Source organism: Candidatus Brocadia sp. (assembly GCA_021646415.1).
Lineage (GTDB): Bacteria > Planctomycetota > Brocadiia > Brocadiales > Brocadiaceae > Brocadia.
In genome coordinates, this window is sequence record SOEU01000038.1 from 1 (window position 1) to 20807 (window position 20807).

At 41.6% G+C, this 20807-nt stretch carries 19 protein-coding genes, 1 pseudogene and 4 riboswitches; of the genes and pseudogenes, 8 read left to right on the forward strand and 12 right to left on the reverse strand.

Annotated features, from left to right (window positions below):
• From E3K36_16995 to E3K36_17015, 5 genes and pseudogenes are all read right to left on the reverse strand, one after another.
• Positions 1–1331, reverse strand: a 1331-nt coding sequence (locus E3K36_16995; protein MCF6156888.1) for a sigma-54-dependent Fis family transcriptional regulator, incomplete at its 3' end; no start/stop codon positions are given.
• 46 nt (positions 1332–1377) lie between these two features.
• Positions 1378–1497, reverse strand: a riboswitch (cyclic di-GMP riboswitch).
• Positions 1498–2230: 733 nt separating this feature from the next.
• Positions 2231–2797 (reverse strand): annotated as a pseudogene (locus E3K36_17000) (sulfite exporter TauE/SafE family protein).
• A gap of 99 nt (positions 2798–2896) precedes the next feature.
• Entirely contained in the window at positions 2897–4315 is a 1419-nt protein-coding gene (locus E3K36_17005) for a hypothetical protein (GenBank protein MCF6156889.1), read from the reverse strand.
• Positions 4312–4581, reverse strand: a complete 270-nt coding sequence (locus E3K36_17010; GenBank protein MCF6156890.1) for a PadR family transcriptional regulator — start codon at positions 4579–4581, stop codon at positions 4312–4314. Before E3K36_17010 ends, E3K36_17005 begins: the two co-directional genes overlap by 4 nt.
• Positions 4582–4821: 240 nt before the next feature.
• Positions 4822–5025 carry a hypothetical protein gene (locus E3K36_17015; GenBank protein ID MCF6156891.1) on the reverse strand — a complete coding sequence of 68 codons (204 nt, stop codon included), beginning with the start codon at positions 5023–5025 and terminating at the stop codon, positions 4822–4824.
• On the opposite strand from E3K36_17015, the gene E3K36_17020 reads away from it, so the two are divergent.
• Positions 5024–5242: a hypothetical protein gene (locus E3K36_17020; GenBank protein MCF6156892.1), complete on the forward strand. Its 219-nt coding sequence runs from the start codon at positions 5024–5026 to the stop codon at positions 5240–5242. The genes E3K36_17015 and E3K36_17020 overlap by 2 nt on opposite strands.
• 201 nt (positions 5243–5443) lie before the next feature.
• Positions 5444–5557: riboswitch (cyclic di-GMP riboswitch) on the reverse strand.
• Between the two features lie 437 nt (positions 5558–5994).
• Positions 5995–6861 (forward strand): sterol desaturase family protein, encoded by an 867-nt coding sequence (locus tag E3K36_17025; GenBank protein MCF6156893.1) that lies wholly within the window; start codon positions 5995–5997, stop codon positions 6859–6861.
• 140 nt (positions 6862–7001) lie between these two features.
• Here E3K36_17025 and E3K36_17030 read toward each other — a convergent pair whose 3' ends face one another.
• From E3K36_17030 to E3K36_17055, 6 genes are all read right to left on the reverse strand, one after another.
• The gene (locus E3K36_17030; GenBank protein ID MCF6156894.1) at positions 7002–7163 is read right to left on the reverse strand and encodes a rubredoxin; all 162 of its coding nucleotides are present in this window, start codon (positions 7161–7163) and stop codon (positions 7002–7004) included.
• 424 nt (positions 7164–7587) lie between these two features.
• Positions 7588–7708, reverse strand: a riboswitch (cyclic di-GMP riboswitch).
• 350 nt (positions 7709–8058) lie between these two features.
• Entirely contained in the window at positions 8059–8298 is a 240-nt protein-coding gene (locus tag E3K36_17035) for a GlsB/YeaQ/YmgE family stress response membrane protein (GenBank protein ID MCF6156895.1), read from the reverse strand.
• A 292-nt stretch (positions 8299–8590) separates the two neighbouring features.
• Positions 8591–9685, reverse strand: coding sequence for a hypothetical protein (locus E3K36_17040; protein MCF6156896.1), 1095 nt, complete (start codon positions 9683–9685; stop codon positions 8591–8593).
• Positions 9686–9807: 122 nt separating this feature from the next.
• Positions 9808–9912: riboswitch (cyclic di-GMP riboswitch) on the reverse strand.
• 170 nt (positions 9913–10082) lie between these two features.
• A complete protein-coding gene (locus E3K36_17045) occupies positions 10083–10262 on the reverse strand; it encodes a hypothetical protein (protein MCF6156897.1) in 180 nt (59 codons plus the stop codon).
• A gap of 317 nt (positions 10263–10579) precedes the next feature.
• On the reverse strand, positions 10580–11425 hold the full coding sequence (gene otsB / locus E3K36_17050; protein ID MCF6156898.1) for a trehalose-phosphatase: 846 nt from the start codon (positions 11423–11425) through the stop codon (positions 10580–10582).
• Entirely contained in the window at positions 11422–12828 is a 1407-nt protein-coding gene (locus E3K36_17055) for a trehalose-6-phosphate synthase (GenBank protein ID MCF6156899.1), read from the reverse strand. The genes otsB and E3K36_17055 overlap by 4 nt, the downstream gene beginning before the upstream one ends.
• 217 nt (positions 12829–13045) lie before the next feature.
• Here E3K36_17055 and E3K36_17060 point away from each other — a divergent pair, with 217 nt between their 5' ends.
• Both E3K36_17060 and E3K36_17065 read left to right on the forward strand, forming a co-directional pair.
• Positions 13046–13636: a TetR/AcrR family transcriptional regulator gene (locus tag E3K36_17060; GenBank protein MCF6156900.1), complete on the forward strand. Its 591-nt coding sequence runs from the start codon at positions 13046–13048 to the stop codon at positions 13634–13636.
• Positions 13637–13640: 4 nt separating this feature from the next.
• On the forward strand, positions 13641–14594 hold the full coding sequence (locus E3K36_17065) for a hypothetical protein (protein ID MCF6156901.1): 954 nt from the start codon (positions 13641–13643) through the stop codon (positions 14592–14594).
• A 38-nt stretch (positions 14595–14632) separates the two neighbouring features.
• On the opposite strand, the gene E3K36_17070 is transcribed toward E3K36_17065, so the two are convergent.
• Complete coding sequence (locus E3K36_17070) at positions 14633–14995, reverse strand: VOC family protein (protein ID MCF6156902.1); 363 nt, start codon at positions 14993–14995, stop codon at positions 14633–14635.
• 603 nt (positions 14996–15598) lie between these two features.
• On the opposite strand from E3K36_17070, the gene E3K36_17075 reads away from it, so the two are divergent.
• From E3K36_17075 to E3K36_17090, 4 genes are all read left to right on the forward strand, one after another.
• Positions 15599–16135: an HPP family protein gene (locus tag E3K36_17075; GenBank protein ID MCF6156903.1), complete on the forward strand. Its 537-nt coding sequence runs from the start codon at positions 15599–15601 to the stop codon at positions 16133–16135.
• Positions 16136–16206: 71 nt separating this feature from the next.
• Positions 16207–18495, forward strand: a complete 2289-nt coding sequence (locus tag E3K36_17080) for a PAS domain S-box protein (protein MCF6156904.1) — start codon at positions 16207–16209, stop codon at positions 18493–18495.
• A gap of 48 nt (positions 18496–18543) precedes the next feature.
• Positions 18544–19077 carry a hypothetical protein gene (locus tag E3K36_17085; protein MCF6156905.1) on the forward strand — a complete coding sequence of 178 codons (534 nt, stop codon included), beginning with the start codon at positions 18544–18546 and terminating at the stop codon, positions 19075–19077.
• 362 nt (positions 19078–19439) lie between these two features.
• Positions 19440–20327, forward strand: coding sequence for a formate/nitrite transporter family protein (locus tag E3K36_17090; protein ID MCF6156906.1), 888 nt, complete (start codon positions 19440–19442; stop codon positions 20325–20327).
• Positions 20328–20807 lie beyond the last annotated feature (480 nt).

A 20807-nucleotide genomic window follows, 5' to 3' on the forward strand; every position in this document is an offset into this window, starting at 1 on the left:
TGACTAATGGCCTGTATTTTAACCTTTTGTAAAGAATGATCTGCCACCAGAAGTTCGGATGCCGTAATGAATGGGCTGAAAGCCTTCTTCTCCTCTCGTAACGAACAGACTTCCAATAATTCCTGCCCGCATGGCGAAAGAATGTCGATATCCTCAGGCTCGAGCACGGAAGAAGTGCACAAAACTACGGCACGCTGTATTACCCCTTCCAGCTCACGTACATTCCCCGGCCAGTGATAATGAATCAGCTTTTGCACTGCACCTTTTGAGAGATGTAATAAACCCCGGCGATTCTGCTTTGCGTAGCGGGAGAGAAATTCGGCAACAAGGAGAGGAATATCGCTAACCCGCTCACGGAGAGGGGGAAGTGTGAGCGAAAGAACATTCAGCCGGTAATAAAGATCCTCACGAAAACATTTGGTTTCTATAAGAGACCTGAGATTGCTGTTGGTTGCAGCAATAATTCGGACATTTGCAACCCTGATTTTTGAAGAACCGAGATGCCGATACTCTTTGTCCTGCAGGAAACGAAGGAGTTTAATCTGTGCGGAATAGCTAAGGGCATCTACCTCATCAAGGAAAAGAGTGCCTCCCTCAGCTTCCGCTATGAGTCCTTTTTCGGTGGTAGAGGCATCGGTAAAGGCGCCCTTTGCATGCCCGAAAAGCTCATTTTCAATAAGGTGGTCCGGCAGGGCACCACAATTAAGCGGGATAAACGGTTTTCCATGCCTTTGGCTATTGTAGTGGATTGACCTGGCAATAAGTTCTTTCCCGGTTCCTGTCTCCCCGTAAATTATGACCGTTGCATCAGACCAGGCAAGAGATGGGATTTTTTCAATTACATGAAGGAAGGGTTTCGATTGCCCAATCAGGTGTTCCCGGTGGGACATTTTTTTTAACACTTCAACCCTGGGAAAAGTACTTGTCTCATTCTCCCGCTTGACAAGCCGCAATATACGTGGAGCAAGATCTATTTCTTTGAAAGGATAAGAGATAAAGTCATCCAGCCCGCTTTCGAGGCATTGAAAAACACCCCGTGCAGTATTTTCCTTCTCACAGAAAAGACCTACGACAAAACTCTGTCCCCAATGTTTTCTTACATGAAGGAGAACCTCTATGAAGGATTCAATAGGCGAGGACCGAAGAAAAATGAGGCTGGGCGAAGGGTCTATAGGACCTGGTGGAAAGTGCGAAATGATTTGAATAGAAGTTTCTTTGTGAGGAAGGATATTCCCAATGAGTTTTGAAAATTGCCCAAGATTTCCTTCCGGAGAAGGAATTGGATTAAGATCTAAGATCAAAATATTGTTAAAGATCGTTTTTTTCTTCATCTTTAAAATAAAAAAGCCTTACTGCAAAGATATTTACTGAAACATCTTCGGCAGTAAGGCTGTCTTTTTCTGGACTAAGTCTGTCTTCTTTATTCCTACTTCCCTGTAAGTCTAAAGACCCTTTACTTTGCGTCCCCCAATCACTCAGGGTTTGCCTTTATCGCTTTGCTTTTTATTATTATTTTGAATAAATTATATTAAAACATCATTTATAATGTCAATCGGAATATCGTCATACTGAGTAAAGTCGAAGTGTGATTATAGGATATACCTGCTGGAAGTTCCTGCACTGTAAAATAGACACAAAAAAGAACAATGTCAACTACTTAATTTTTTATTGTTTAGATGCGTAGGCAAGTTCAAGCGTAACACGCCAATGTAACCTTTGTATTCCGAAGTTTCAAATTCTGGATTTATGGAGTTAAAACGTTTACTCAAAAATCCTTTAATACGCTCAGCCAAACCCTGTTATCGAATTCGTCTCTTCCGATTACAGGAAATTCTATGCCTGGCATGAGCCAGAATTCATGGCCAAGATTCCACCTGACACCGGGAAGTATACTTACCATCGTAGTATCACCATCTGTTCCTATATCTGAACTTCCGTTAAATTCAACAAAGAAGGTAAGATTCCCAAAATACGGTGTATCTTTTGATGTAACAGTTTTCGTTAGGGCAGTACCGTAGACGACCGTAGTATCCGGATCGTCGTCGTCTTTCCCTCCTATGGGTATATCAAGCCCGAAGAAGCCATGGAGTGCATAGCATTTGCCAAGATCTCTCCATAAACCAATGCCAGGACTTATCATGGTCAATCCACTTCCTAAACCTCGATCCTCGTCTCCTGTGGGCAGCGTTGTTTCCAAAAAAGATAACAGCGTTGTGTTGCGCGTTTCGAGAAGCATTATCCTGGTTATAAGCGAGGTATCACCGAAACCAAAGGATTCTTTTTTCAGTCCTGCCCTGATCAAAAAAGCGGAACGCAGGGCACCCTGCTGACCTGACAGTCCCCCAAAGAATCCGGAAAGCGCCCCGCCGAGCGGAATATACTTCGGATGAAACTCAAGTTTTTCAAAACGTGGATAGAGTTCTAAGATTGCGAAAATTGCTAAAAGAAAGGCAACCACCAGCTTTACGGCCGTAATGGTAAAGGTTTTTCCTGCAAGATGATATTCTGCAATGGGTTGAATATTCGCAAAATAGTTTAATAACAGTGCCCCGGCAATGGTCATAATTGAGGCAGGAATAGCAAACCTCAGTACTATCCTAAAATCCGCCATCTTACCAACGAGTGCCAGCTTAAAGATGTTGTTTGCCAGATGGACGATGGCAGTTGTTGCAATGGCAATTTCTACGGGGAAAAAGATCGCAAACGTCGGCATCAGAAGGGTGCCTAATCCAAAGCCGGAAAAGAGTGTTAAGGCAGAAACGACAAGGGCAACGGCACAGATAATCAGATAGACCATTTTTATGTCCTTCCCATTCTCAGAAACAATAAGACTCAAAAGAGGATTTACGATTTTCTTTTAGTTTCGAATCTAACATCGTAAATCTCAAATCCAAAATTACTTTATGTAACCCCATCCGGATATGATAAAAGCAAAGAGAACGGTCAGTACAAATTTTGGGACCAAACGCTGACGGTAGGTCTCAGGATTGGCCAACCGGGCTTCACGTATGGAGAAATAAATGCCCGTAACAACAAGCACTATTCCCACAGCAGAAACAACAGATATTGACAGAAGTGGCGCAGGCTGCGGAATAGATTTTGAACTTATCCCTAAAGCGGTCTTAATGCCCGGAGGATCTTTCAATGCACTAGGGAGAAAGCCTACCCACGAAACGAACTTTGCCAGCCCTTTCGCCATGTGTCCAGAAGAAACGATGACTGCTAAGGGAAGCGCCAGGAACCGCCATGACCTTATTACTACAAATGCATTATCGCTATTGAAAGCGGCCAAAATACCAAGCACAAACCATAATAGCAATGGATATATACCTATCATCCAGACACCCTCAACCCAACCTCCCAAAGAAGAGAGGCTAAAGTGTTCTGTAAAATGATCAGGAAGCCAGAGAAACATGGATTGAGCAGTTTTCCATTCACTGCATAACTCCCCGGTTACAAACCCGGAAACTGTCATGACAAAAATGGTGACAGGCCATGATGCCAACGGTTCGCGCGCGTTAGCCGGATGAAACGGACGACGCAAGACCAGCTGCATATTGTCAGGATTGCACGATTTTATGCACTGACCGCAGACAAGACAATCACGATTGCTGTTTAATTTCGGCGGATTCAACAGGCTTGGACAACTGCGTCCAGAGAGTTTAGTCCGGTTGCATGCCATGATGCAATCCTTGCCCGTGCACGCATTGCAAATCTGCCCCGATCCGGCGCGTACCGATAACATCCCGCCTCGTCCGTAAGTGCTTAACAAAAGTCCCACAGGACAGAATCCACGGCAAAAAGCACGGTCTTTTATAAAGAAACCAACCAGTCCTGCCGTCCCAACCAATCCCCATAGAAAAAATGAGGTATAAGCCGGAACGCGATGCAGGTGTGCACCGGCAACAAGCAATTGGATAAAAGCGTATATTCCAACGATCAATGCACCTGACCGTAACCACTTGCCAAGAACAAGTTGCTTGATTCCAAGCCTTCGCGCCAGTCGTTCGGTTCCATTGGCAACAAGTTCTAAAGGACATACCATACACCAGATACGCCCAAATAATACAGCCATCCATACCATAGAGGGCCACCACAGCCCCCAGATCATCAGATTAACAATATTCGTCTTTGCGTAAAGTTTATCATTCACCCCTTCCGGTGCAGAATGACCCCATCCAATAACTGCAAGGGAAATAAATACTGCAAGCATCATTGCCTGGAAAATATAAGGGAATCCTGGCCATAAGACCAACGACCGAATTGGCCGTATTTTTAGCACATCATATCCTTGATAATCAGAATTGTTTTTCATTTTTCCTTCACAACCTCGTCATATAATTCCTTCAACTTGACCTTTACCTCGTTGAGCAGTGCCATCCCGGCGTGAGTAATCCTGTAATATTTCCGCTGTTTGTGCCGGACAGTCCTGCATTTGCAGGTCAAAAGACCGGCTTCCTGCATCTTTGCCAACGTTGGATACAGCGTACCCGGACTAAGCCTGTATCCATGCCTTCCCAATTCCTCAATTAAACCAATACCAAAGACCTCCTCTTTTGAGGCATGGTAAAGGATATGCATTTTTATAAATGCGAGATGGATGTCTCGTAACATTGATTCATTAATATCGTTCATAGATATTGATTAATAATATCGATTATCGATATTAATATCAAATAAAAAAAGTCTTATCGCAGAAATGTTTATTCTCAACATCTTCTGCGATAGGACTTTTTTTCTAACGACATCCTGTATCTTTTGACTTTTCGATACACTTATTCTGAAACAACCTGGAAGAGGATCAGAAGTATCAAATATTGGTTATTTTGTTGTTGTTGGCCCCATCATTGCCTTGTGCATTAAATCCATCATTTTTTGACACATATCCATCATGGATTTTTGGTGTTCCAATTGTTTGGACATCATCTGATGGCACATTTCCATCATTTGTTTCCTATCTTCAGGGCTCATTTTCTCCATCATTTTCATACACTTTTCCATCATTGGCGTCATACCACCCATCATGGGCATCATACCCATTGGCATCATACCACCCATCATAGGCATTGTACCCATCTGCATACCCATTGGCATCGGACAATACATCATGGGCATCATGCCACCCATCATCGGCATCATACCACCCATCATGGGCATCATACTCATCGGCATCGGACATTCCGTCGTTTCATGCATCTTGCTTTCTTTTTCCTTCATTTGTGCCGTTGCGTTCAATGTGTAAACGAAAGAGATGATGGTACAAATTATTACTCCTTTTACTATTTCTTTTATTACCTTCATGTTTTCCTCCTCCATTTAAGAGAAAATAACTACAACCATGTTTCAAAGTACTTGAACGTTCTAATCCTCTTCCATAAGTATCAGGAACCAAAATACCTTAAAAACAAAAAAGCCTTACTGCCAAAATATTCATTGAAACATCTTCGGCAGTAAGGCTGTCTTTCTCAAAAGCAAGCTGTCTTTTTCTACGTTCCTGTAAGTTTGAAGACCCTTTACTTTGCGTCCCCCGATTGCTCAGGGTTTGCCTTTATCGTAATGTTTATCTATTTTTGATAATTATTAGCCTATGCTATGAATAGTAGTTGTGTAGTTGCTGCAGTTTTTTCCTCTCCCTGTTTAATAAACTCTGCAACCGCATCTCTCACTACCGCAGCAATGGTCGTTCTATTCTCTTTTGCTTTTTTTTAACTTTCTCAATACATCCTCAGGTAAATACATCTGTGTTCTCTTAAGTTCGGACATATACAATCCTCCTATGATGTGATGTATAGAATATACATCATTATAATGATTGTCAGGTAAATAATATTCGAAAAGATCGGATAATGAGAGCTTCGTATTGAAAAACGGTCTGCATTCAGCTATAGTAAATAACGTTTGTGTATAGGCAAACATGAATATCTTTTTCAAAAAACCAAACTGTTACAACTGTTATAAAAACAAAAATTCATAAATGAAGTCCGAACAAAAAACATGAGCATGAGTAAGTTTGCCATGAGCCACGAGGTTGTCATTCGCCTCGGGTTCTTTTTTGGTGTCTTAGCGGTTATGTACCTGTGGGAATTGGTAGCGCCCAGGCGAATACCTAAGGTCTCGAAGATGCTTCGCTGGATTAACAATCTCGGGATTGTGTCCCTGAACAGCTTCCTGTTGCGCATCATCTTTCCCACTGCAGCAGTGGCTATGGCAGTATTTGCTCGGGAACATGGATGGGGTCTTTTCAATTACGTCCATGTACCGTATTCAATCGTTGTTGCAGCATCAGTGGTTATCATGGACTTCGCCATCTACCTGCAGCACGTGATGTTCCATGCACTCCCCGTCTTTTGGCGGATGCATCGCATGCATCATGCTGACCTGGACTTCGATGTCACCACCGGTGTGCGGTTTCATCCTTTTGAAATCATACTCTCCATGCTGATCAAGTTTGCAGTAATTGCAGTGCTGGGTCCCCCCGTGCTGGCGATTGTCGCATTTGAGGTGGTATTAAACGCAACGTCCATGTTCAACCACGGTAACGTACGCATGTTGCGCAGCATAGACCGTGTGCTTCGGTGTTTCATGGTAACACCTGACATGCACCGTGTGCACCACTCGATGGAGGACTACGAGACCAACAGTAACTTCGGTTTCAACCTGCCATGGTGGGACCGATTGTTAGGTACCTACCGGGCCCAGCCTCGCATGGGTCACGAAGGTATGACCATCGGTCTCCGGGATTTCCGGGACAGAAAACGCTGTGTAACTCTGCCTGGTATGCTGGCGATTCCCTTTATTGGTAAGATTACGGGCTATGCAATCACAAGTCGCAAATGGGAGAAACCCAACGAAGACCGTTAACCACCTTCATTCACTTTTTGGAATTTCAATCGGCGGATTTGGCGCGCTCATAAAACCTTGACATTGTTTTGACTATTACATAGGAATCGGCAAATGGTCTCCGAATTTTATTAGTCAAACTGTTACAAATGATGTAATATTTAACTGATCTTATCAAATGCATCTTTACTAGCGCCACAAGAAGGACATACCCAACCTTCAGGCAAATTCTCAAAGGCCGTTCCAGGCTTAACGCCGTTATCCGGATCGCCCTTTTCAGGGTCATATACATATTCACACATACGACATTTCCATTTTGACATATTTTTCCTCCTTAAAGTTTTATTTATGCCTGTGATGACAATCGCACCTGCAATCTGCTTCTGGCTTTGATGGTAAATGCCCGCATATCTCACACTTCTTTTCTTTCGCAACTGCCTTACAGCCTACAAATACCGTATTTACTCCGACACCCAACATCAATGCACCCTAACAACCAGGCCATAACCAAACTTTCTTAACATTTTATTTCCTCCGCAAATTCATGGATTTAACCTGAAACTACTGAGGACATTCTCAGTAAAGTTGCCAAGCTTACAGAAAATTCACACCTCATACTTCCTCAATGATCTGTCTCATATAATTTTATTACTGATCAATTTTTACAAATAACACAGGTCATTCATTCACAGGTTTTTCAGTCAATAAAGAAAAAAAGCCTTACTGTAAAGATATTCTAAAAACATCTTCGGCAGTAAGGCTGTCTTTTATCCGGTGCAGCAAGGTTGTCTTATAACTACTTCCGTGTATGTTTAAAAGACCCTTTACTTTGCGCCTCCTGATCACTCAGGATTTGCCTTTATCGTACGGCCATCTATTACATCGCTTTGCTATTAAAAATGATTATTTATTATACTGTAATTAAACAAAATATTCCTTTATGTCAAGAACAAAAATCGAAAATGGTAATAAGGGAAAGATGTAATATTTCTGACACCTGACCATGGGGCACTATGAATGTCATCAGCTAATTTGCTCCATTAACGTAGAGTGGCAGATTTAACACCTTCAACTCCAACCACAAACTCGTCAGCCTTTTGAGCTTGTTCTGATAAATAATCGCAGATGTCAGATATAAGATTTATGCCCGGCGTAGTATGCGAATAACTGCCCTCCTTTTTTAATCAATTTGTTCTCCAGAAGACAAGCATGCTTCCTTCATCTGCGTATGGTGCGAACAATCGCGATCAATATTACCCCACCTATTAAAGCCGCAAAGATATTTCCAATCCAATTGGACGATAGTAGCCAAAACATTCTGAATATCCAGCCTCCAACTATGCCACCCAATGCCCCAATAGCCAGGAAGCCAATGAGGCTGTAGCCTCGTCCTTTTATCACCAGTCCTGTGAGCCAGCCAGCAATAATGCCACTGATAATCCAAATCGTGAAAAACAAAGTCGTCTCCCTTTTGACACTGAAATTATTTTAACCGAGAAATTGCCTCGTTGTAAGCATTCTTCAAGTCCTCCAAAGCAGTTTCCGTTCCAGACTTAAGTCCTTCCCATACATCACCACTTGCAGACTTGAGCTTCTCCAATTTGCTCCTTGCCTCTTTTTTATAAGACATCTAAAGTTTAAGCTCAACTAATTGCAAAGCCATGTTTCTTCTGAAAAATTACCCCCTTACTTTACCGAAGGTAATGAGTGGGATAATCAATGGATTTTAATTCACCACAATGGTTTTCTTTCATCTCTTTCTCCCTGTGGATTCTTTCATTTGTTCTTGTATCTGCATTTCTATCCACCTGGTTATGTTGCTGTGGGGCAATAGGGTTTTGCCACTAAAGATATAGGGAAGTCCTTTCAAAGCCGCCACAATTTCACTCTCTACACCCCCTGTGGCGAGTAAGTGCGGGATTACAATAACCATCCCTTCTTTGCCGCTCATCTCTACCATTGTTCTCAACTCTTGAATGGCTCTCTCTCTGATCTCTTCCGGGGCATCACTTCTCCATGTTGCAACCTTCACTTTCTTAAAGTTGCCTTTCTCACGAACGTAGTAAGCTAGCTTTTCCATATCAGCTAGCCAGAGTTTATTTTCCTTTTCATCATTGGGCCCATGCCCGGCCAGAATAACCGTTTCATTTGGCGGATTAGTGCTAAGCTCCATAGCCCTTTCGAGAAGAATTTCCGCAACGAGCATGCTATCATCCAAAGCGCCTGACATGCGAAACTTTATCTTGCTCTCTATCCTTGGTAAGGATTTAACCGTGGTAGTTTCGGGTAATTTCTCCTGAATACCCAGGATGTAACGGAAATTACCGATGATTGGGCTGTGAGAGGAGATAAAGAGTGGCACCACGATCACTTCAGAAATGCCCTTTTCTTCTAATTTCTGAACAGCTTCCTTTATGGTATCCGGATCGGCCATACCAAAGGCAATTTCCAGCGGATACTTATCAGTGAGTGGCTTTACCACTTCCAGGACAGAAGCATTCCACACGGGAAGTATCTCCGAATTGCTCTCTTCATGTACCCGTTCTCCGTGCATGTGATGTACTCCATGTGCAAGGACAAGCACACCTGGGTTCTCGGGCTGATCTACAGGTTGTACGTTAATTCCATTTCCTTCTGATTTTCCACTTCTTCCCATTTGACATTCTTTCACTCCTCCCGATTCCTCTCTCTGGAAAGCCACCCTTGCCTCTTGCCCTATGGTAACCTCTGTGCCTGCAACCATCTCCTTTTTCAGAATCTCTTGTCCATAGATTCTTGAAGCGTGGGAAAAACCCATAACCAGGAGGCCCAAAGAAATTCTGTACCAGAAAACAAATTTTCCCATCTCTTCTCTCCTGCTAAATCTTTATGTACTTTATTAACTGATCTGGAAAATCCTTTGTTTCGCGATAATCGTCTTAAATAAAAATAAAAAAGCCTTACCGCAAAGATATACACTTAAGTATCTTCGGCAGTAAGGCTATCTTTCTTTTATCCTGCCATTGCAGGACAAAAGTTTAAAGATCCTTTACTTTGCGTCCCCTGATTGCCCAGGGTTTGCCTTTATCGTAATGACTTATTTGTTTATATTAATAAGTTGCTTTACCCTTTTGGATGTAATAAAATGTTTTTTTGTTTTAAAAAGTTTATCTTGCTCGATTTCTACTGACTAAAATATAACATTTAATTTTTCAAAATCCAGTCCAAAACGTCTTGAGAAAAAATAAGTTATGAATAGGTCTTCACCGCGTCAATATTCCCCCGCTTGTCTCCCTGAAAATTTCAGACATCTGAGGAGTGATCTCTTCGGGCTTACCATGCAGGGCATTATGGAATTTTTTGGTGACGTTGAAAAAATCCCCGACACCTTTGATACAGTTCCATCGGGTGCCTTCCCCTAATTCTTGCAATAAAGGCACCATACGATTGAAAATCTCTGTTACACGCCACCAACAGCAGTTGAATTAATGTTCTGGATAAGTTTCTCCTGAAGTTTGCTTGCCAATAATCTCAATTCTTCAATGGTGTGGGGGGCCTGCGATGGATTCATATTCAGTAATCTTTGCCATTATTTCCCGAGGCTTTAGGGATTTTGAAATGTTACACTGGCAGGAAATTCTTCAGTGGGTTTGATGATAGATAACCGATCCTGGAACCGTTTTTATAAAGTCTCAGAACTCCTGCAGATTACTTGCCCTTAGCCCGTTAAGTTCTGGCATATGGGGTCTGCGTATAGAATCTAAATAGCTCTTTTGCTCTCTGTTAGGAACTCATTATTGTCCTCATCCTTTTGTTTATAAAGAAGTTCTAAAAACGACTTTACTTCTTCAGGAGAGTTGACATAATAATCAGCTGCGGATGTATCCGATGGTGTTCCCACAAAGATCATCAGTCTTTTCCCGCCCAAAGCAGTAAATACTTCTATATCTGCCTGATCATCGCCAAGATAAACAAGAAGTGCATCCCCGCTGAATTCTAATGGAAAATAATTGGTCAATAACCATTGAATTGTAGTTGCCTTATTCCACTTTACCGGCGGACGTATCTCGTAAACCATTTTTCCTGTACTCAGAGACAGGATTTTTCTCTCTAAATAAGGTTTTGTAATACTGTCAAGGGTCTTTGTTATGAATTCCACATCATTTGCTTTTTTGACCAACCGGTAATGCAAACTAATGGTATAGCCTTTATCTTCCAGGTATACCCCTTCAATATGTTTTAAAGATTTAAAGAGCCGCATATAAATGTGCCAGAGATTACAGCGTGCCTTTTTGGCCTCTGAACTGCTAAAGCGCACACCTGGTCCCTCCAGTTCAATTCCATGATTGGCGGCATATAAAATCCCTGGAATATTAACCAGTTTTTTTATCTGCCGGAGTGAACGCCCCGTTATTATGCCGAGGAAGAATGTTTTGTTCTGAGAATATTTTAATAAAATCTGACGTACTTCTTCTGAGAGTACAGCAAGGTCTGGATGTTCCCGGATAGGCGTTAAGGTACCGTCAAAATCCGTCAGAAGAATTATTTTCTTATGTGCCCGGAGAAGTTCGTTTATGGTCTGAATATGGTCGAAGGTGTATTTCATTGATGTAATTTGATTAGTTCATTCACAATACTTTGCCCCCAGTTGTATACATTATGTTCCAGCAGATGTTTCCTGAGTCGCTGCATCCTTTTCTTCTTTTCATCGGGAGGCATTTCGATAGCGGTCTTTATCGCCTCAGCAAAAGTGTCGATAGCGTAAGGATTGATTTGAATACTGCCCGAGAGTTCTTCGGCTGCGCCGGTAAATCGGCTGAGGAGCAATACACCGGATTCTTCGAAACGGGTGGCAATAAACTCCTTTGCGACCAGATTCATGCCATCGTGTAAAGAGCTAACGATGCAGATGTCCGATAAACGGTACAGGGCCTGTATACTGATCCGATTAAAGTGTGATTTTAATAATCGTATGGGTGTCCACCTGCCACAATGATATTTATGATTAATCTCGTTCATAAGGTCGTATATCGTATCGTTGTAATCGCGATAGTTCTCAATGTGGATCCGGCTTATGGTACCTGCCTGTATGAAGGTAAACTTATTCCTGTATTCAGGATATTTTTCAAGAAATCTGTCGATGGCCTTAAACCTTTCTGGAATACCCTTGGTGTAATCTACCCTGTCTAAACCAACACCTATAATCTGACCTTTTAAACCAAGTTCTTTCTTCATACGTGACATTTCATCTTCAACGTCTTTCCCCTGGGATTGCAAGTTGAGTGCATCGAAATCAATACTAATGGGAAATGGTCGGATGTGGGTCGTCTTTCCTCCTTTTGTAGCTGTAAATTTTCCATAATCTATCCTTGACTCCAGATTCCGGTCTACAGTATCGAGGAAATTGTTGCAATGGTACTGGACATGGAATCCCAGGAGGTCATTTCCGAGGAGACCTTCCAGAATTTCCTGACCCCATGGGCATATACGGAATGCCTCCCGGTTTGGCCAGGGAATATGCCAGAACTGTGCTATAAGCAAATCCGGCCTGCTTTCTTTCAGCATCTTGGGCAGTAAGGTGAAATGATAGTCTTGAATGAAAACAAACGCCTTGTCATTTCCGACTTCTTCCAGGATAACACGGGTAAATTTCTGATTTACTGCCTTGTAGCTTAACCAGTCCACTTCATTGAATTTTGGCTTGACGTATACGATATGGCAAAGAGGCCATAGTGCTTCATTGGAAAAGCCGTAGTAAAACTTCTCTTCCTCCTCACGGGTAAGCCAGACCCTGCGAAGGGTATACTGGGGGTTGCCGGGCGGCACGGCTATACGATCTTTGCAGTCTACTACCTCCTTATCGGCATCACCACTGCCATAAGCAATCCATGTCCCCCCTTCAGCCCGAATAATGGGGTCCAGTGCTGTGACCATCCCGCTGGCCGGAATAATGCATTTAATCTCCTCACCTACATAAGTATGACTATATGGCTCACGGTTGGATACAATAATAAGCTTATAATCCTTGAGCTTGGACGATATAAGTTCCTTTAGTGTCTCTTTTGTGTAAATCATATTTTATTATGCTATTTATCTGGCTTACTTTTAGCTTCTTTCATAAAATGTTAATTATCGTAAACATAATTGTTGCCTCATTATAATCTATGATTTATAATTTGTGCAAGTAAATTGTCATGCGTTTACACCCATAAGAGAAGGAAATACAATGCAAATCAGAAAACACACGGAAATCAGAAGACAGCAAATTATAGATGTTATTCGACACATTATTTCTTCAAAAGGCATTGAATATGTTACGATAAGCGAAATAGCAGGTCGAATAGGCACTACCAAAACGGCTATTTATCGCCATTTTAAAAACAAACGCGATATATTGAGTTTGTTGATCGATAACATAGAGGAAACCCTCATGCGTAAACTAGACACGGCAATGATGGGTGGCAATCCTATTCTAAATCTAAAGAAGGTACTGCTGGCACACCTTACTTATGCAAGGGAACGCCGTGAGACATCATTCATTGTTATCATGGGAGCTATGCAGTTCAGCGATATGGTCATACGGAAAAAAATTTCTCGGCTTATTCAAAAGTATCTCCGGAAAATAGAAAAGATGCTTTCAAGCGCCATAAAGTTAGGGTTGGTAAAAAATACCGTTAATCCCAAAATATCTGCTATTACCTTTCTTGGACTCATCCAGTCAACCATAACTGTGTGGTCTTATAAAAATTTCAACTTTATACCTCAAAAAATCCACGCCCACCTGTGGAATATTTATTGCGCTGGAATCGGTGCTTAGTTTGATGCTGAGAAATTTCGCAGTTAAAACCTTTAATCCACCTTCCCCTGGGTCTCAGAGCGGAGTCGGGGAAGAGGATTTACAAAGTGCCGATACGCATTATACAATTCATACAACAGTCAATTCTGCACTCAGAGATTTAAGAATAAATGCATTCTTAACCTTCGTAGGTATTAATCTGAGGTTTGTCATAGGAAATATCATAAATGCCCTTATCTTTTTCAATATCCTGCAGTCAGGGAATCCTGCTCATAGGTACGACATACACGCTCCGAGTATACCCGACATGTGCGGGGATGTGGTTATGATTTTCGTCTTTGCCGCTGCTTATCTGTTTATCGCATCAAACCGTGTAAAAAATGGAGTTACAGGTCTTCAGAATTTACATAAGTTGGGCAGTCAATATTTCGTGGCCGTCAAACACCTGAAAAATCATATGTACTCATCAAAGAATCTCTTTTCTTTGACTACCATAGGTTTTAGTTTGTATTTTCTGTCAAGGTATTTTTTGTCTCCGGGCTTGGAAGTGATTTTTATTGAAAACATCACTCCTCTATCCCGTGTATTGAATATGGTAAACGACATGATAAAATTGGGTAATCCTCTTATCTTTGCTTACGTCTATTGCAAATATCTATCTGCAAACAAGTCTGTCGTGTCCATGCTTTACCTGTTTTTTATTGCAAGAAATCTTTTTTCAACGAATATGCTGGGATTGATTATCAACTACGACTTGCATGTTGGTGCTCCTTTTCTGGATGTTTTATCACCGCTTATCATTCTATGTTCGGTAGTTTCTATCGTACGTGGCTATAAGACAGAAACGGATCTGCGTCAAATAGGTAAGTCGGATGCCATACGACTTCATTACAACAGAGTAATTTTGGCTTCCATTCCAGCCTCAGCCCCGAACCCCGGCGCGGCATTACTCCGTGCAGAACGAGGGAGTCTCAAATGAATGCATTATTATGAATCTCACCCCGTATTCATCAAGTTTTAAACTGACCATACCTCCAGGCGATTCCCGTCCGGATCAAACAGGAAAAAAGCCCTCCCGCCCCATGGATGGTCAGCAATCTTGCCCACGTTTACACCGCTAGCCTTCAAATGCTGCCATATCGCATCGGCCTCATCGACCTGAAAAGCCAGCGTCAAGCCCTGCCCCCTGGCACTTTTGACGGTTGCTCGTTGTTCATTTGCCACGCTCAAACGGGCGTTAGCGGTTACTTCAAACTCCACAAACCAGTCGTTCTCAAACGTTACAGGAAAGCCTAAGATATTCCGATAAAAGAAAACCGTTTCCTGCCATTTCTGGCAGTATAATATTGTATTGATCACACGAATATGTTTTCTCTCCATGTACATATCAACTCCTTAGCAATAAGATATGGTTGCCTAGTTCTTTAAACTGTTTTACACCAACGTTATTATAGAAAAAAGCACTGATAGGTCAAAGACCATTTAGCCTTTTTATTTGTATAAAACAGATGGAAAATCGCAAAGGTATTAGCAATTAAATTCGTTCATATATCTGGCTACACTGCCGCCCTGTGTCCAATTGTTTACATGGAATTTAATTTTGCATGCGATATTCACTATGTGAAACAATCATTGCACAATGAAAGGTCTGTCGGGTCGGATCTTTCAAAATGTTTGTGCCGGTTAAATACCCTTTCGTTTACATAGTGTGCCGATTTAATACTGCTTAAACAAAAAACAAGTAATAATTTGTTTTTTAGCTAAAATTGGCATGTTTTTCGTGTTAGTATACGAACGGATACTTGGTAGAATTCACACAAACAACGAATTGGTGGATGCTTATAGAGAAGTGTTCCGGGGAAGTCAGGAAAGTCATAGACGACGAATTTAAAGTCACAGTTCATATCGATGCTGGCAAAAGAGGTTTTTTCATGTATGTAACAGATTTTTTTTCTGCAATCTTCAAAAAACGGGAGGGATAAAATGCCATTCATAGAAGGGATTAACACGATTAGTGCAGTTATAAAAAAATTACCAAAGACTCCGCATACGGTAATTCCTTCAAGAGAAGTATGGTTGTCCTTATGGGGTGCATTTTTGGGTATAGGATTTACTGCATTACTTGCCTATCTCTGGAAATTTCCAATGCTGTTAGGGCCATTTGGCGCCAGCTCTGTGTTGATTTACGGTGCCTATAAGTCTCCGCTGGCACAGCCGAGAAATGTCCTCCTGGGACATTTCCTTTCGGCATGCATTGGGGTAGTCGTATATGATTTTTTTGGTGCTACGTTTTGGTCTATTGCACTTGGAGTTGCCCTTGCCCTGGTACTTATGACAGTAACCTATTCAATCCATCCGCCAGCCGGTGCAACGGCATATATAGCCGTTCAAACCGGCGGGTTAGGTGCTGCATATATGTATATCTTTAATCCGGTTATCGTAGGTGCCTTTATTCTGGTATTAATTGGTGTGGTCTTCAACAAACTGGGGAAGAGGGAATATCCTATACACTGGTGGTAAGAAATGCTCACGTTTTTATGTATTCGTGAATATGTGTGTGCAATTTTGTTAAATTACGTACGGAGAAACAAATGTATATCTCGATTAAAAATCGACTTATTCTTTTGCTGATACTATTTACCCTCTTACCGTTTATTTTGCTGAGGATCATAGCTTATCCCCGGATACAATCTGATCTTCAAGAGGTACTCATACGAAATCTTGATGGTATTGGCCACAAACAGGCACAATTAGTAACGAATTGGATCCACGAAAGGATGATGAATGTACGGGTAATTGCAAACAATCCTTTGATGATCAAATGTGTAAAAATTACAAAAGAAGACAAGGATTACCCGGATATTGTCCAATACTTAGAGACGGTAAGGAACGAATATGGTTATAAGGGTGTATTTATCAGCAATGACAAAGGATTGGTAACTATTGCTACGGTTGAAGAAGGTGTGGGAAATGATATTTCAGAAACAGAGTATTTTCAAGAAGCAATGCAAGGAAAGACCTTTGTATCGAGTTTTATGCCATCTGAGATCCCGTTGGTAAACGAATTTGGAGAGAAAGAATTTGGCATGCCTACTGTGTTTGTTTCGACACCATTGAAAGATAAGGATGGAATTATAATTGGCGTTGTCTCTGTCAGAGTAGATGTGAATAGTTTGAATGATTTAATGCTCAGTCTCAATTTAGGGAAGACAGGAGAGACCTATCTGGTAAATAAAGACGGATATATGGTCACGGAATCACGGTTTGCTGTCCACCTCAAAGAAATAGGGCTCGTGAAAAAGAGATGCGCCTTAGAATTGAAGCTCATTGATCGGGAAACTGGTGAGTTGACGAAAGGTGTTCGAGAGTGTATTTCTGGCAGCAATGGTTTTGATGCGAGGGGCTACAAGGATTACAGCGGTGTAACGGTATTAGGCGCATGGCGCTGGCTGCCTGAATTTTATTTGGGTGTAATATCAGAAATCGATAGAGATGAAGGCTATGGAGCCGCTTATAACCTGAATTATATTGTCGGCTCTGTGTTATTAATCCTTGCATTCCCATTTGTAGTGGCAGCATATTTTATCGGTAAAAAGACTTCGATACCGATTATCAAACTCACTGAAGCAACTGAAAAAATGGCTTCAGGAGATTTAACTCAAAGGGTAGATATTAAGAGAGAAGATGAAATTGGAATATTGGCAAATTCCTTTAATGCTATGGCAAAGTCTTTGGATGAGAAGACAAAAGAAATAACAGCATCCGAAAAACGGTATAGGGAATTGTTTAACTCTCTAAAGGAAGGGGTGTATCAGTCTGAGCCAGGGGTAGAGGGTGTGTTTACCTTTATTAATAAGGCAGGTGCGGAAATCCTGGGATATAGTTCTCCGGAAGAGGTAATTGGAACGAAGGTAAAAAATATCTACGGAGACCCGGAGGATAGAAGACGGCTTTGTGAGAAACTTGAGAAGGACGGAGTATGGAGAGAATTTGTATCCATTTGTAAGAGAAGGAACGGTGAGAATTTTTATGCAGAACGTACAAGCAATTTGCTGAGGGATGAAAAAGAGAATCCAGTTGCTATCCATGGAGTATTCAGGGATATCTCAGAGAGGAAAAAAGCAGAGATGGAGATTGTTGAATCTGAACAGAGGTATCGCGTGTTATTCGATTCACTCAAAGAAGGGGTATATCAATCCGAACCGACAGAGGATGGCGTATTTACCTGGATCAACAGGGCAGGGGCAGAGATCCTTGGTTTTAAGTCTCCGGAGGAGGTTGTTGGGACGAGGGTAAAGGATATTTATGTGAATTCAGATGACCGGAGAAAAATAGTTGAGAAGTTAACGAAGGAAGGTGTTTGGAGGAATTTTTCCTCCTTATGCAAGAGGAAAAATGGTGAACGTTTTTATATGGAACGCACATCAAATCTGGTTACAGATGATAAAGGAAAACCAACGCGCATAGATGGTATATTCAGGGATATTACTGAGCGAAAGAGGTCAGAAGAGGAATTACAGGAATCTGAGAGGCACTACAGACAATTGCTGGATTCATTAAAAGAGGGAATATACCAGTGTGAGCCAACGGTAGATGGGGTATTTACCTGGATCAATAGGGCAGGGGCAGAGATCCTTGGTTACAACTCACCTGAAGAAGTGATTGGAACACGGGTAAAGGATATGTATGTGGATTCCGATGATCGAAAAGAATTAATTGTGAAGTTGGAAAAGGAAGGGGTATGGCGGGATTTTACTTCATACTGTAAAAGGAAAAATGGAGAGCGATTTATTTCTGAGAGGACATCCAACCTTGAGCGGGATGAAAGCGGTAAACCAATCAGGATTACAGGTGTATTCAGAGATATAACAGAAAGATAAAAAAAACCATTATTTCATTAAAATACCCTGTTCTAGGAGTACAGAATTATGGGAAATCAGGCGGCAAAGGGTTTATCAGTTAACGCAAAGACCCTTATTGTAATATTGATGTTTGTGAACGTTGGTTTTGCGGTAAAAATGCTCAATAAGTATTACAGAATGAAAGAAGCGGGATACGTCAGGGAAAAGACATTTCGTGAACAACTCGAAAATAGAGTGATGAAGGCCTTTGGTTCTATGGAAGAGCTAAACAAGATGATTGATGATATTACACGACAAAAAGAGGAGGCAGAAAAGATTGCAGCTTCTTTTAAGGAACAGGATGAACAATTGAGGCTTGCAAACAAAAAACTCGAAGACATAAAGGCAAAGCTGGAGGAGGAAAAAGCCCTATTACAAAAAGAGATATGGGGTTTGGAGGATTCGTTGTCATTAGCAAGGAAGACGCTCAGTAGTAAGGATTTGTCAATTCAAGAGCTTGTGAAGAATATAGAAACAATGAAAAAAGAGACTGTAGTGCTTAGGAAGCGGCTCGAAGAACAGTCAAAGACACCGGAAGGATGGAGCCTGCCCCATCAGTAAGTTCATCGTGGAGGATTTCTGTTATGTAAGCGGGTTTCAAGCTAACCGGCGGTATATGAAAATACCTGACAGAACACAAAGTACAGAACAAAAAAAACAAAGCATAGACATCTGGTGTCTGTTCGTGGAAAACCTCCTCTTATCTCATGGTTGGTTCAATCTTGTAAACTGAACCAACCATGAGGGGGGAGAACTTGATTATTTGAAAATACTGGAAGAAGTTTTTGCAAAAAGAAGGGGGGTGTAGCAAGTGAATTACTAAATTAAAATGAATGTCGTATTGTAATGAACTTTAGAAGAGGGGGTACATAATTAGTGTTGGTTTAATATAGTGTATACAACATTTTAGAGGAGAACAATTAATGTTATATACTGGAAATGTAGATGCAATTGCAGCGGTATCTTTAAAGAAAGCCACCGCAATGAAACATAGCTTAACAGGCTTTCTGACACTTTCTGTGATGGCTGGTTTTTTTATTGGATTTGGCGTCCTTCTCATGGTTATTGCGGCTGCTCCTGTTGCAGCGCTAAACCCTGGAATAGGTAAAATAGTTGGGGGCGCAGTATTTCCTATCGCTTTGATATTAGTAGTTATTGGCGGAGCCGAGCTTTTTACCGGATATAACTTGCTGATATTAAAAGGTACCTTTCGGGGTACAGTGCCATTTGGCGATGCAATGCTGGGCTGGTTTTGGACGTACTTGGGTAACCTGGGCGGATCAATGATTTTTGCACTTTTAATCTATATGTCCGGTGTGTTCGCCCCTGATCCATGGCATGCCTTTTTGAACAAGGCGGCCACCTATAAGATGAATGCGCCATGGTGGGAATTGTTTTTCAGGGGTCTCTTTTGTAACTGGCTCGTTTGCCTGGGTATATGGTCTGCTTTTAGGTGCACAAGTGATTCGGGCAAGATAATGATGTGCTGGTGGGTTTTATTCTGTTTTGTTACCACAGGAATGGAACACAGTGTGGCAAATATGACGTTTTTGACGATTGCAAATTTACTGCCGCATGGTCCGGAGATTTCATGGGGTAAAATGTTCGGGTGGAACCTTATCCCTGTTACCCTTGGTAATATCGTGGGAGGCAGTTTCTTCGTTACCTTCCTCTATTGGTTTGCCACTGCTATGGATGAGAAAGGAGCAAGGAGGATGGAGGCCGTAAAGGGAGGTTCCGGAGTCGGTGAGTTACCACGGGCCGGCGGTGCTTCTGAAGAGATTAAAGATATCAAGGTGAAAATGAAGTAATAAATCAGAAACGAATTCCAAAATACGGTAATAACAGGAAATTATCAGTAATATCATAGTGCACAAAAGGCTTCCTGGCTCCCCTTTCATCCATGGCGGTAGTGTTGGTAAAAGTCTCAGTGCACAAAAGGCCAGCGTTGTAATGCTGGCCTTTTTTTTATGAACCCAAGTTATTTAAACAGGAAACGCACATTTATATATTGACAAATATGTAAACGATTGTATACTTAATGTAAACGATGTTTAACCAGATGAAATATTTTTAATAAGATAAAAAGCAGGATTGTTATAGGAGGAGAAAGGGATGAAGAAGAGTTATAAAAAAATAATAGGATATGGAGTAACCCTTTTCTGCTGTGCGTTTCTTAGCGCTACATTATTTGCAGCGGAGGAGACGGCGCCAGGGGTTAAAGGGATGTCTGAAGAGGAATTTACTCCGGCCAAAGAGGTGTTAACAGTGAAATATGTAGAGGTAGCCAA